At 72.3% G+C, this 12,888-nt stretch carries 13 protein-coding genes; 6 read left to right on the top strand and 7 right to left on the bottom strand.

Annotated elements, in window-relative coordinates:
• Nucleotides 1-27: 27 nt before the first annotated feature.
• Together OO70_RS40130 and OO70_RS40125 are read right to left on the bottom strand one after the other, a co-directional pair.
• Entirely contained in the window at nucleotides 28-1,620 is a 1,593-nt protein-coding gene (locus OO70_RS40130; protein ID WP_043683264.1) for a membrane protein, read from the bottom strand.
• A gap of 34 nt (nucleotides 1,621-1,654) precedes the next feature.
• Entirely contained in the window at nucleotides 1,655-1,849 is a 195-nt protein-coding gene (locus OO70_RS40125; protein ID WP_019059657.1) for a hypothetical protein, read from the bottom strand.
• A gap of 255 nt (nucleotides 1,850-2,104) precedes the next feature.
• On the opposite strand from OO70_RS40125, the gene OO70_RS40120 reads away from it, so the two are divergent.
• From OO70_RS40120 to OO70_RS40100, 5 genes are all read left to right on the top strand, one after another.
• On the top strand, nucleotides 2,105-2,497 hold the full coding sequence (locus OO70_RS40120; protein ID WP_043683261.1) for an ankyrin repeat domain-containing protein: 393 nt from the start codon (nucleotides 2,105-2,107) through the stop codon (nucleotides 2,495-2,497).
• Nucleotides 2,498-2,833: 336 nt separating this feature from the next.
• Nucleotides 2,834-4,252, top strand: coding sequence for a HEAT repeat domain-containing protein (locus tag OO70_RS40115; protein ID WP_043683259.1), 1,419 nt, complete (start codon nucleotides 2,834-2,836; stop codon nucleotides 4,250-4,252).
• Between the two features lie 139 nt (nucleotides 4,253-4,391).
• Nucleotides 4,392-5,519: a glycosyltransferase family 4 protein gene (locus tag OO70_RS40110; protein ID WP_043683257.1), complete on the top strand. Its 1,128-nt coding sequence runs from the start codon at nucleotides 4,392-4,394 to the stop codon at nucleotides 5,517-5,519.
• Nucleotides 5,516-6,679, top strand: a complete 1,164-nt coding sequence (locus OO70_RS40105) for a glycosyltransferase (RefSeq protein WP_043683255.1) — start codon at nucleotides 5,516-5,518, stop codon at nucleotides 6,677-6,679. Before OO70_RS40110 ends, OO70_RS40105 begins: the two co-directional genes overlap by 4 nt.
• The gene (locus tag OO70_RS40100) at nucleotides 6,676-7,536 is read left to right on the top strand and encodes an SGNH/GDSL hydrolase family protein (protein ID WP_043683253.1); all 861 of its coding nucleotides are present in this window, start codon (nucleotides 6,676-6,678) and stop codon (nucleotides 7,534-7,536) included. The genes OO70_RS40105 and OO70_RS40100 overlap by 4 nt, the downstream gene beginning before the upstream one ends.
• A 13-nt stretch (nucleotides 7,537-7,549) precedes the next feature.
• On the opposite strand, the gene OO70_RS40095 is transcribed toward OO70_RS40100, so the two are convergent.
• The 5 genes from OO70_RS40095 to OO70_RS40075 are packed head-to-tail and all read right to left on the bottom strand — an operon-like array spanning nucleotide 7,550 to nucleotide 11,932.
• Nucleotides 7,550-8,419, bottom strand: coding sequence for a 5-oxoprolinase subunit C family protein (locus OO70_RS40095; RefSeq protein ID WP_043683250.1), 870 nt, complete (start codon nucleotides 8,417-8,419; stop codon nucleotides 7,550-7,552).
• Nucleotides 8,416-9,033: a 5-oxoprolinase subunit B family protein gene (locus OO70_RS40090; protein WP_043683247.1), complete on the bottom strand. Its 618-nt coding sequence runs from the start codon at nucleotides 9,031-9,033 to the stop codon at nucleotides 8,416-8,418. The genes OO70_RS40095 and OO70_RS40090 overlap by 4 nt, the downstream gene beginning before the upstream one ends.
• Nucleotides 9,030-9,782: a LamB/YcsF family protein gene (locus OO70_RS40085; RefSeq protein WP_106971851.1), complete on the bottom strand. Its 753-nt coding sequence runs from the start codon at nucleotides 9,780-9,782 to the stop codon at nucleotides 9,030-9,032. The genes OO70_RS40090 and OO70_RS40085 overlap by 4 nt, the downstream gene beginning before the upstream one ends.
• Nucleotides 9,783-9,794: 12 nt before the next feature.
• Nucleotides 9,795-10,616 (bottom strand): putative hydro-lyase, encoded by an 822-nt coding sequence (locus tag OO70_RS40080; RefSeq protein WP_043683241.1) that lies wholly within the window; start codon nucleotides 10,614-10,616, stop codon nucleotides 9,795-9,797.
• Entirely contained in the window at nucleotides 10,613-11,932 is a 1,320-nt protein-coding gene (locus tag OO70_RS40075; RefSeq protein ID WP_043683237.1) for an MFS transporter, read from the bottom strand. Before OO70_RS40075 ends, OO70_RS40080 begins: the two co-directional genes overlap by 4 nt.
• A gap of 170 nt (nucleotides 11,933-12,102) precedes the next feature.
• Here OO70_RS40075 and OO70_RS40070 point away from each other — a divergent pair, with 170 nt between their 5' ends.
• Nucleotides 12,103-12,810, top strand: a complete 708-nt coding sequence (locus tag OO70_RS40070; protein ID WP_043683235.1) for a GntR family transcriptional regulator — start codon at nucleotides 12,103-12,105, stop codon at nucleotides 12,808-12,810.
• Nucleotides 12,811-12,888: the final 78 nt, after the last annotated feature.

Here is a 12,888-nt window from a genome sequence, read left to right as displayed (position 1 = left end):
CCGGCCGCCCGCGCCGACCCCAGGTACCTACGAAGTCTCCGCCACCGCGGCCTCCACCGCCGCCTCCGCCGGTACCGCCTCGGTCGGCAGGGTCTCCGCCGCGTCCGCCGGGGTCGTGCGCGGCGGGAGCAGCGCCAGTACCGCCTGGCGGTCCGCGTCGTTCGTCGCGTCGTCGTACGGGTCCGGGGTCGCCGGGACCTGGAGCCGGTGGACCGGGCCGTTGCCCAGGCGGGCGTAGCCGCGGCCCGGGGGCACCTGGGCGATCGGCGTGGTGTGCGGGGGAGCGCCCAGGACCGCCTCCAGCTGCGAGGCGGTGGCCGGGCCGAGGACGACACGCGCGCGTGTGTGCTGTCGTACGGCATCGCTGAGCGTGTCCGCGCTGTCGAACTGGTCGGCCACCACCACCGTGACATTGGCCGCGCGGCCGTGCCGGAGGGGGACCTGGAGCAGGGACTGCGGGTCCTTGTGGCCGTCCGCCGCCGCCACGTGGGCGAAGGCGCTCGGGCGGTCCAGGATGATCCACAGGGGGCGCCTGGTGTCGTCCGGAGCCGGGTGGCCCGACTGGCGGGCGCGGTTGGCCGCGATCAGCCGGCGTTCCGTCTCGTGGGCGGCCCACTCCAGGCTGGCCAGCGCGCCGGACAGCCCGCACTCGACAGCCAGCACTCCGTCCCGGCCGGTGAGGCACGCGTACTCGCCGGTGCCGCCGCCCTCCACGACCAGGATGTCGCCGTACTGGAGGGCCTGGAGGGCGATGGAGCGCAGCAGGGTGGAGGTGCCGCTCCCGGGCTGGCCCATGACCAGCAGGTTCGGCTCGGTGGAGCGGATGCCGGTGCGCCAGACGACCGGTGGGACGTCGCGCTGTTCCTCGCCGTGGGTGAGGGGGAGCGTGCGGTGCACCTGGGTCGGGTCGGTGAAGCCCAGGACGGTCTCGCCGGGGGCGGTGACGAAGCGCTGGGCGGCGATGTCGGTGGGGAGCGGGGCGAGGACGCCGACCGCGAGCTGGTTGCCCTCCTCGTCCCATGAGAAGTGGTACTCCCTGCCGCGGCCGGACTTCGCGGTGAGCAGCTGCTCGATCCGCGCGCGGGAGTCGGCCTCGCCGTCGGTGAAGTACGCCGGATAGCGGACGACCAGATGGGAGACGCGGCCCGCGCCGTCGAACTCGTAGGCGGGGAAGGCCTTCTCCCAGTCGCCGCCGTGGGCGAACAGGGGCGCCGGGTCCTCGGCGGTCGAGAAGTAGGGCACCAGTGCTTCGTAGAGGGACTGGAGGCGCTGGGTCTGGGACTCGTCGGGCCCTTCGGGCGCCGGCGGGGTGCGGTCGCGACCGTGCCATGCTGCCGCCGCCATCAGGGTGATGGCGGCGAGCAGCGGGCCGTACGGCACCAGGGCCACGACCAGGATCACCGAGGCGACCAGGAAAAGCAGCGGCCCGCGCTTGTCCTTGGGGGTCTCGGCCCATCTGCGCCGCCCGGCGGATGCCAGCCGGCGCAGACCCCGGGTGATCGTGATCAGCGGATGGAGGACGTCGGTGGCGCTGTCGGCCGCCGTCCGGGCCAGCTCCCGGCTCCGGGCGATCTGGGCGGTGCCGTTGCTCAGGATGCGGGGGAGGGGGCGCCGGGCCACTGCAGTCTCCTGAAGGTGCGTACGGGTGGGTGCGTCAGAACTTGATGCCGCCGAGGAGGCTCGCCAGGCTCTCGCCGCCGGCCTTGATGCTCGGAGCGATGGCCGTGCTGGCCATGTAGAAGCCGAAGAGTGCGGCCACCAGGGCGTGGGAGGCCTTGAGTCCGTCCTTCTTGAAGAAGAGGAAGACGATGATGCCGAGAAGGACGACGCCGGACATGGACAGGATCATTTGAGCTCTCCTGGTTCGTGGGGACAGTCACCATGAGTTCTTCCAGGATCACAGGATGTATCCATACGATAAAAGGTGCAACTGGGTGAATTTCGGCAGATTTCCCTCGGATGGCGGAGCGCGTTCGAGCCGTCTGAGCAGGGGTTTTCCTGTGTCGGGCCCAGTGGTGATCTTTGCCTCGGACGGCGCCGGTCATGTGTCGGCGGAGCCAGTACGCTGGCGATTCACCCGTACTAGTGAGAGGCGGTCAGGCCGATGAGTGAAGCCCCCGACCCCGAGGTCGTGGAGCTCGCGACCAAGATCTTCGATCTGGCCCGGCAGGGCGGGACCGAGGCACTGGTCGCGTACGTGGACGCGGGCGTTCCGGCCAACCTCACGAATGACCGCGGTGACTCCCTGGTGATGCTCGCCGCCTATCACGGGCACGCCGAGGCCGTACGGGCCCTGCTGGCGCGGGGCGCCGAGGCCGACCGGATCAACGACCGGGGGCAGACTCCGCTCGCCGGAGCCGTCTTCAAGGGCGAGCAAGAGGTGATCGAAGTCCTGCTGGAGGCCGGCGCCGATCCGGCCGCGGGCACCCCGTCGGCGGTCGACACGGCCCGGATGTTCGGCAAGGCCGAGCTGGTCGAGCTGTTCGGCGCACACTGACACACAGCCCGTCGACAGCTGAGACGGGCCTGCTGACCAGGCACGACAAGGAAAACGGGGGAAAACGGGGGAAGGCAGCACGGGCCCGCCCGAAATTTCGGTCGCGGCATCGAGAACTGCCGGGTCATCATGACGTCGTGATTTACGGACGCGATGGCTGGGCAGGTGTTGCCGCACCGCGCGGGCCGTAGTTGCGGCCCGCATGGGCCACCTACGAGAGGCAGAGGAAAATGGTCTACAGCAAGCAGGAAACGGCGGGCGCCCCGACGTGTTGTCACGCGGCCAGGTAGTGCACGTCCCCCGGTTGCGTCGACGCTTGATGTGAGGCTGTTTCCCATGTTCGATCCGGTCATAGCGCCCAGCGGTACGCTGCTCGGCCTGCTTCAGCGGGGCCGCGGCGACGGCACACTGCACGCGCTCACCGCACCCCGTGCCGAGGCACTCGCGGCACTGAACCACTGTGTGCTGCGCGACCCCCGCCACGACTGGCAGGTGGAGAACCGCTCCCTGTACTACGCCCGTCTGTACCTCGATCTGAACGGTGACCTGGACGCCGTCGAGGCCCACCTCTTCGACACCGAGGACGTCCTCGACACGGAGGAGTCCCGTACGGGCCTCGCGCTCGCCGTCCTCGGGCATCTCGCCTCCTACGGCAGGCGGGACGCGCTGGAGCTGCTGCGCAGGTACGCGGCCTCCGGCAGCAACTGGGCCTGGGCGCTGGACGAGCTGGCGCTCAGGGACGACGACGCGGGCCTGCGCGCCCTCGCCGCCCCCGTCCTGGCGCGGTTCCCGGCCGACCCGGAGGGCGAGGCCGAGCTGGCCACCGTCGTACGGGACGCCTTCGAACCCCGGCCCTGGCGGCTGTGGGCCGAGGACCCACGCGAATCGATCGCCACGCGCGTGCGTGCCGCCCAGGAAGCCGGCTGCTTCGACCGCTGGCAACGCCAGATGCGACCTACCGGGCCCCGTCCGGGGTGGAGCGTGCAAGCGGTGTTCGAATGGGCCCAACAGGGCCTCGAACGCGGCGCCGCGCTGCACGTCCCCGCCGCCCGCTGCCTCAGCGCGGTGGCCGGCCCCGAGGACCGACCCGAGATCGTCGAGGCGGCCAAGGACGGCGGTGAGGGAGCCCGCTGCACCGCCCTGCGCTATCTCGCCGACAGCAACGATCCCGAAGCCCTCGAACTGATCGAACGCGCGGTCGCCACCGGCTCCGCGCCCGTGGTCGAGGCCGCCGTCGACGCCTTCGAACGGATGCGCTCCGTCGCCGCCGTCGACCGGGCCCGCGGCTGGGCCCGCCGTCCCGACCCGCTCGGCGCCGCCGCCGGCCGGATGCTCGCCTGCCGGGGCGGAGCCCAGGACAGCGACCTCGTCCTCGGCGCCCTCAGGGAGGCCGTCATGGGTGAAGGACCCGACGCCCCCACCCTGTGGACCCTCGTCGACGGCGCAGGACGCCTCGGCATCGCCTGCGCCGCACCCGTCCTGCGCCATGTGTACCGGGAGACCGCCTCGTCCCATCTGCGCACCCGGGCCGCCCGGGCCCTGGCCGCCACCGACCCCTCCTACCCCGCGGGCTTCGCCGTCGAGTGCCTCTGGGACTGCGAGGAGACCACCCGCGAGATCGCCGCCCGGCACGCCGAGACCGGCGACGCCCGTGTCGTGGAGCAGCTCCGCAGGCTCGCCGCCGACCCGGCCGAGGAAGCGGAAGTCCAGACAGCCGTACGGAGCCGGATCGGGCCCGACGCGCCCGCAGTGTGAACACGGGGTGACCCGCGGGTCAGACGGGCATGGACGCCGTCTGACCTGCTCGGGTGTGCAGCGCAACGCTCATGGGACGTTCACCGTTCGCATAGATCCACGTTGACGCGGGCACGTCCAGCACGGCGACAACACGGGTATGCGTGTCGTCATCGTGACCGAATCCTTTCCCCCCGATGTGAACGGCGTGGCCCACTGCGCGCTCCAGACCGCCCGGCACCTCGTGGATCGCGGTCATCATCCGCTCGTCGTCGCGCCGGCCACCGCGGCCGGTAGCGGGCCCGACGCCCAGTCGCCGTGCCCCGTCATCCGTGTCCCCTCCCTACCGCTCCCGGGCTACCCCCAGGTCCGCGTCGCCCTCCCCAGCCGACGCGTCGCCGCGGCCATCACCGCCCACCGCGCCGACATCGTGCACCTGGCCAGCCCCTTCATCCTCGGCGTCCGCGGCATGGCCGCCGCCGCCCGGCTCGGCATCCCCGCCGTCGCCGTCTACCAGACCGACCTCGCCGGATACGCCCGTACGTACGTCGGTGCCGGCGAGGCCACCGCCTGGCGGCGTATACGTTCCGTCCACGCCGCCGCCGACCGCACCCTCGCGCCCTCCAGCGCGGCCCTGGGCGACCTGGAGGCACACGGCGTGCCCCGGGTCAGGCTCTGGCCGCGTGGCGTCGACACCGAGCGCTTCCGCCCCGAGTACCGCGACGAGGCCCTGCGCCGCGAACTCGCCCCCAACGGTGAGCTGATCGTCGGATATGTGGGTCGGCTCGCCCCCGAGAAGCAGGTCGAACTCCTCGCCGGAGCCTGCGGCATCGAGGGCGTCCGTGTCGTGGTCGTAGGCGACGGACCCAGTCAGCCGCACCTCACCGAGGCGCTTCCGGGGGCGGTCTTCCTCGGTCGGCGTACCGGAGACGAGCTCGCCCGTATCTTCGCCTCGTTGGACATATTCGTGCACACCGGACCTTTTGAGACCTTCTGTCAGACCGTCCAGGAAGCCATGGCCAGCGGCGTACCCGTCGTCGCGCCCGCCGCCGGCGGCCCGCTGGACCTGGTCGCCCACGGGCGCACCGGGTTCCTCTTCCCGCCGCGCGACGAGGCCGCCGTGACGGACGCCGTACGGATCCTGGCCGCCGATCCCGTGCTGCGGGCCGAGTACGGCACCGCCGCGCGGGCCATGGTCGAGGGCCGCACCTGGGCGGCCGTGGGCGACCAACTCATCGCACACTACGGCGATGTGCTCGCCGCGCGCAGGCTGGTGGTGGCGGCATGAACACCGCTTCCCTCAGGATCGTGCGGCTCGCCAACTTCGTGGCCCCCTCCTCCGGGGGGCTGCGCACCGCCCTGCGCGAGCTGGGCAAGGGCTTCAAGGAGGCCGGACACCACCCGGTCCTCATCGTGCCCGGCGAGCGCCACACCGACCGTGAGACCGAGCAGGGCCGGGTCATCACCCTGCCCGGGCCGCTGCTGCCCGGCACCGGCGGCTACCGAGTCCTCGCCGACAAGCGGCGCGTGGCCAACCTCCTGGAACAACTCGCCCCCGACCGCCTGGAGGTCTCGGACCGAACGACCCTGCGCTGGACCGGCAAGTGGGCCAGGCGGGCCCGGATCCCCGCCGTGATGGTGTCCCACGAGACCGCCGACGGCGTCCTGCGCACCTGGGGAATGTCGGAGAACATGTCCCGGCGCACCGCCGACGCCCTCAACGTCCGTACGGCGCACACCTACGCGCGCGTGGTGTGCACCACGGAGTTCGCCGAGCGGGAGTTCGTCCGCATCGGCGCCCGCAATGTCGTACGGGCTCCGCTGGGCGTCGACCTGGTGGGGCGCAGTCCCGCCCTGCGGGACCCGGTGGTTCGCGCGGAGTACGCGCGCGTGGACCAGGTTCTGCTGGTGACCTGCACCAGGCTCTCCGTGGAGAAGAAGCCCGGCACGGCGCTCGACGCCCTGGAGGCGCTGGTACGGCGCGGGCGGCGGGCGGTCCTCGTGGTCGCCGGGGACGGGCCGCTGCGCGCCCGGCTCGAACAGCGGGCGCGGGAGCGCGGGTTGCCGGTCGTCTTCCTCGGGCACGTCTCCGACCGGCGGCTGCTCGGGGCGCTCCAGGCCTCCGCCGACGTGTGCCTGGCACCCGGGCCCGCCGAGACGTTCGGGCTCGCCGCACTGGAGGCGATGGCCTGCGGCACACCTGTGGTGGCCAGCGCGTCCTCCGCGCTGCCCGAGGTGATCGGCTCCGCCGGTGCCATGGCCGCGGACAACGGGAGGGCCTTCGCGGACGCCGTGGACATGCTGCTCGCACGCCCCGAGGCGGAGCGGCGGGAGATTGCACGCGCGCGTGCGGAGTGTTTCGGCTGGCACACGGCGGTCGACGCGTTCCTCGCGGCCCACGACGCGGATGTCCCGGTACGGCGCTTCGTGCCCGGAGGCGTGGCATGAGCACGGTCCGTTTCGTCGCCCTCGGTGACTCGCTCACCGAGGGCGTGGGCGATCCCGTCGGCGAGGCGTGGCGCGGTTGGGCCGCGCTGCTCGCCGACGGGCTGGCCCAACAGCCCGACGAAGCCGTGGAGTTCACGAACCTGGCGGTCAGCGGGGCGCAGACGCGGGACGTGCTGGAACGGCAGACCCCGGCCGGGCTCGCCCTGAACCCGGACGTCGTGTCCGTCGTCATAGGCGTCAACGACACCCTGCGCTGCACCTTCGACATCCAGGCCGTCGCCGCCCGGCTCGACGAGGTCTACGCGGCCTTCACCGAGCAGGGCGCGGTCCTGCTCACGGCCTGTCTTCCCGACCCGGGCGCGATGCTCGGCCTCCCGGGCGCGCTGGCCCGCCCGCTCGCCCGGCGGCAGCGCGCCGTGAACACCGTGGTGCACGCGCTCTCCGAGCGGTACGGGGCCGTGCATCTGCACGCGGCGGAGGGCGAGTGGATCATGGACCGCGCGATCTGGAGCGCGGACCGACTGCACCCCGGTGAGCGGGGACATCGTCAACTAGCCCTGCGTTTCCACGCGTTGCTCGCGGAGGAGGGTGTGGCCTCGGGGGTCGCACCGTCACCCGAGCCCGAGTTCCCGGTGCCCACCAAGTCGGCCAGCCTGTTGTGGCTGGCGACTGCGGGCACCGGGTGGGTGGCACGCCGCTGCACCGACCTGCTGCCGCAGCTCCTCAGGCTGGCCGCCGACGAGATGCGCCACCGCGCGCGGGGCACGAGTGGACGGCTCGACCTGAGCGCGTCCCACGCGGTGTCGATGGCACTGGCCTCCCTGTCGGTGCAGCAGGAGCAACCCGACCCCGCATAGGGCGTCAGGGGCCTCAGCGGCGCCGCACGGCCACGAAACGGACCGGGGTTCCGGGCACCGCCTGCGCGGCCGCCGGGAGGTCCGTGGCGCGGACGACGGCGATCACTGGGTAGCCGCCGGTGGTCGGATGGTCGGCGAGGAAGACAACAGGGCGGCCGTCCGGGGGAACCTGGACGGCACCGAGGACCATGCCCTCACTGGGGAGTTCACCGGTCAGGGCCCGCTCCAGGGCGGGCCCCTCGGTGCGCAGTCCGATCCGGTTGCTCGCCGAGGACACCCGGTAGACGCGTGACGTGAACGCCCGTACGGCTTCCGGCGTGAACCAGTCGACGCGGGGCCCCAGGGTCACCCGCAGGACGAGCTCGATCGGGGGGCGCGGCTGCGGGGCGACGTCCACGCGCGCGTGGAGGCTCGTCAAAGATCCCACGGGCAGTATGGCGCCGTTCGTGAGCGGCGCAGGGCCGAGCCCGGACAGCAGGTCCGTGGAGCGGCTGCCGAGTACGGGTTCTACGGCGACTCCGCCGGCGAAGGCGACGTAACTGCGTACTCCGGAGACTGCCACTCCGATCTCCAGGAGCGCCCCGGCCGGCACGTGCACGGGTGCTCCCCAGGCGACGGGCCGCCCGTCCACCGTGACCGGGCAGGGCGCGCCACCGACAGCCACGAGGATCGTTGAACGAGGCCGTACGGCACAGCCGTTGAGGGTCGTCTCCAGGACGGCCGCTTCGGGCGGATTGCCGACCAGCCGGTTGACGAGTGCGGCCGCGGGCCCGTCGAGCGCTCCGGAACGTGGCACCCCCAGGTGTGCGTGTCCGGGCCGTCCCAGGTCCTGCACGGTGGTCAGGGCCCCGGCCCGTACGACGGCGAAGGCGTGGTCCGTCATACGTCCGCCACCGGGACGAAGCGCACGCGCGTGCCCGGCGACAGCAGCGCGGCCGGCACGCGCGCGGGGTCCCACAGGACCGCGTCCGTCGTGCCGATCAACTGCCAACCGCCGGGCGACGCACGGGGATACACGCCGGTGTACGGGCCCGCCAGGCCCACGGCACCGGCGTGGACGGCCGTGCGCGGGGTGGCCCGGCGCGGGACGTCGTAGCGGGCCGGGAGGCCGGTGAGGTAGCCGAAGCCGGGGGCGAACCCGCAGAAGGCGACGCGGAACTCGGTGGCCGCGTGGATGCGCCCCACCTCCTGCTCGGGGACGTTCCACAGGGCGGCGACGTCGGCGAGGTCCGGGCCGTCGTAACGCACCGGGAGCTCGATCACGTCACCCGTGCGTGGGGGAGCGGGGGGTACGTCGGAGGCGGTCAGTTCGGAGGCCAGACGGGCCGGGTCGGCGAGGCCGTCGAGGAGGACCGTGCGGGCGGCGGGGACGATCTCGCGGACGGTGAGCAGGCCCTCCGCGCGGCGGCGCAGCAGCTCCGCGTGGACGGCCTGTGCCTCCTCCCCGGAGGCGACCTCGACGAGCAGCGCGTCGTCCCCGACGGGCAGGGCCCTCACGCGAAGGCCTCCACCCGGACACCCGACTCCAGGAGCCGCGCGCGGACCCTGCGGGCCAGGTCGACCGCGCCGGGCGTGTCCCCGTGCAGGCACAGGGAGCGGGCCCGTACCTCGATACGCGCCCCGGAGAGCGCGGTGACCACCCCGGAGCCGGCCAGGCTCAGTGAGCGCTCCACGACCGCGTCGGGGTCGGTGATCACCGCGCCGTCCCGGCCGCGCGGCACGAGCGTGCCCTCGTCCGTGTACGCGCGGTCCGCGAACGCCTCCGTGACGGCCGGCAGCCCCGCCTTCGCGGCCAGTTCGAGCACGACCGAGCCGGGCAGCCCGAGCACGGGCAGCGAGGCGTCGGCCAGGAGCACGCCCTCGATCACCGCGGCGGCCTGCTCGCGGTCGTGCACGATCCGGTTGTAGAGCGCGCCGTGCGGCTTGACGTACGACACGCGCGTGCCCGCTGCCCGGGCGAACACCTCCAAGGCGCCGATCTGGTATGCCACTTCGGCCGCCAGCTCGGCGGGCGGCACGTCCATCGCGCGCCGCCCGAACCCCGCCAGGTCCCGGTAGGACACCTGCGCGCCGACTCGGACCCCGCGCTCGGCCGCCAGCTCGCACACCCGCCGCATGGTGACCGGGTCCCCGGCGTGGAAGCCGCAGGCCACGTTGGCGCTGGTGACGACGGACAACAGCTGTTCGTCGTCGGTGAGATGCCAGCGGCCGAAGCCCTCGCCGAGGTCGGCGTTCAGATCGATCATCATCTCTCCTGGTCAGGCGACGCGGTACTGCTCGTCGCGGGCGTCGGTGACGAACATCTGGCCCGGCGCGTGCGTGAGGGCGAATGGCGGGCGGGACGCCATCACCGCGGCCTGCGGGGTCACTCCGCAGGCCCAGAACACCGGGATGTCGTCCGGCGCGGCATCCACCGGATCACCGAAGTCAGGGCGGCCGAGGTCCTCGATGCCGAGCCCCGAGGGATCGCCGCAGTGTACGGGGCTGCCGTGCACCGCCGGGAGCAGCGCGGTCTCCCGGATCGCCGTCGCCAGATGCTCCGGAGGCACCGGGCGCATCGACACCACCATCGGGCCGTGCAGCCGCCCCGCCGGACGGCACGGGCGACTGGTCACGTACATCGGGACGTTGCGGCCCTGCTCGATGTGCCGGATCGGGACGCCCGCCTCGCTCAGCGACCACTCGAAGGTGAAGCTGCAGCCGATCAGGAACGACACCAGGTCGTCGCGCCAGTACGCCCGGACGTCCGTCGGCTCGTCCACCAACTCGCCGTCCCGCCACACCCGGTAGCGCGGCAGATCGGTGCGCAGGTCCGCGCCGTCCGCGAGCACCGTCCTCCAGGAGCCGGCGTCCGTGACATCGAGCACCGGACAGGGCTTCGGGTTGCGCTGGCAGAACAGCAGCATGTCGTAGGCCCAGTCGGCGGGCACCGAGATCAGGTTGACCTGGGTGTGGCCCGCCGCGACCCCGGCCGTGGGACCCGTGAGACCGGCCCGGAAGCGGGCCCTGGCGGAACGAGGGGTCCACGCGTGCGCGTGCTCGTCGACGAGGGTCAGGGGGCGGTCCTCCGTGCGGTTCACTCGAGTTCCTTTCCGCGGGTCTCCGGCAGCCCCAGGAGCGCCAGCGCCGCGATGGCGTAGCCGATCGCCCCGAAGACGAGTGCGCCGCCCACACCCCAACTGTCGGCCAGGAAGCCCACCAGCGTCGGGAAGACGGCGCCCACCGCGCGGCCCGTGTTGTACGTGAAGCCCTGTCCCGTGCCGCGCAGTGCCGTCGGGTACAGCTCGCTCAGGTACGAGCCGAAGCCACTGAAGATCGCCGACATGCAGAACCCGAGCGGGAAACCGAGCACCAGGAGAAGGGTGTTGGCGCCGCTGGGGATGTGCGTGTACACCAGGATGGAGATCGCCGAGAGCAGCGCGAAGAGCCAGATGTTGCGTTTGCGGCCCAGCACGTCGGTGAGGTAGCCGCCGGTGAGGTAGCCCAGGAAGGCGCCGGAGATCAGGAAGGTCAGATAGGCGCCGGTGCCGACGACCGACAGACCGCGCTCCGTCTTGAGGTATGTCGGCACCCAGGTGGCGAGGGTGTAGTAGCCGCCCTGGACGCCGGTGGAGAGCAGGCCCGCGAAGACCGTCGTGCGCAGCAGGCCCGGTGCCTGCGCCGTGCCCGGCTTGAAGATCGCCGCGAACGAACCCTTCTGGGAGTTCTGCTCGCGCACGGCCGTCGCCTCCGGGGCGTCGTGCACCCGGCGCCGTACCCAGATCACCAGCAGCGCGGGCAGCGCGCCGGTCCAGAACATCACCCGCCAGGCCAGGTCGTCGCCGAGGAACGAGAAGACCAGCGTGTAGACGATCGCGGCCAGCGCCCAGCCGACCGCCCAGGAGCTCTGGATCGCGCCGAGAGTACGGCCGCGGTGCTTGGGGCTCGCGTACTCGGCGACCAGGATCGCGCCGACCGCCCACTCGCCGCCGAAACCGAGGCCCTGGAGGGCACGGAACACCAGCAGGGTCTCGTAGTTGGGTGCGAAGCCGCAGGCCACGGTGAAGACGGCGTAGGTGATCACCGTGATCATCAGGGCCTTGACGCGGCCGACCCGGTCGGCGAAGACGCCCGCGGCGGCGCCCCCGACCGCGGAGACGACCAGCGTGACCGTCGTGAACAGGCCGGTCTGGCCGCTGTCCAGGCCGAAGTACGCGGCCAGCGCGACCATGCTCAGCGGCAGCGTGAAGTAGTCGTAGGAGTCCAGCGCATAGCCGCCGAACGCGCCGGCGAAGGCGCGGCGGCCGTTCGGACCGAGCGCACGGAACCAGGCCAACGCGCCGTCGTCGGCGGTGAGTTCGTCCGCGTCCGGGTGTGCGCCGGTGTTCAGGGCCTGAGGTGGAGGGGTCGTGCTCATGTGCACCTCGCAGAGGGAGGACGGAGGGTGCTGGGACTGAGCCGTGCCGTGCGGAAGCCGTCGACGCCGGGGTGAGCGGGAGGCGCCATGCGAAGCAAAATAGAGGATCGTTGAACGATCCTTCAAGAGGCATGTTGTTTCGTTCTTGTATCTGCGGTTGAATTCCGGGCATGGCAGAGCAGATGGCGGGACTGGCCGACGACCGCGCCCTCCTGGGCCGTACGAGCACCGCGGAACGCGTCTCGGACATCCTCCGAAGCCGGATCGCCGACGGCTATTTCCCGCCGGGCACCCGGCTCTCGGAGGACAGCATCGGCGGCGCTCTCGGTGTGTCGCGCAACACACTCCGCGAGTCGTTCCGGCTGCTCACGCACGAGCGGCTGCTCGTCCACGAGTTGAACCGGGGCGTCTTCGTCCGGGTCCTCACCGTCGAGGACGTCGAGGACATCTACCGCACCCGCCGGCTCGTCGAGTGCGCCGTCGTCCGAGGACTGGGCGAGCCGCCGTACGCCCTCGAACAGCTCGCCGCGGCCGTGACGGAGGGGCAGTTGGCGTCCGTCGAGGATGACTGGAAAGGAGTGGGTACGGCCAACATCCACTTCCACCGGGAACTGGTCGCCCTCGCCGGTAGTGCCCGCACCGACGAGCTGATGCGCAGCGTCTTCGCCGAACTCCGGCTCGCCTTCCACCTCGTGGACGACCCGAAGGCCCTCCACGAGCCGTACCTCCAGCGCAACCGCCTGATCCTCCAGGCCCTCCAGGCGGGCGACCGCACCGAGGCCGAGAAACTGCTCGCGGTCTACCTCGACGACTCGCTGAAGCGGGTCGTCGAGGCGTACCGGCAACGGGTCGGCGAGGACGGAACGGTGCTCGACTGAGGGCGGCGCGGCCCTCGGCGGACCCCGCGCACGCGGCTGTGACGGTAGTCGCTTCTGCGTCGTTTGGGTCGTTGTCAG

The organism is Streptomyces xylophagus (assembly GCF_000716435.1).
In the GTDB taxonomy this organism is placed as follows: domain Bacteria; phylum Actinomycetota; class Actinomycetes; order Streptomycetales; family Streptomycetaceae; genus Streptomyces; species Streptomyces xylophagus.
This window is presented reverse-complemented; position numbering and strand designations above follow the sequence as displayed.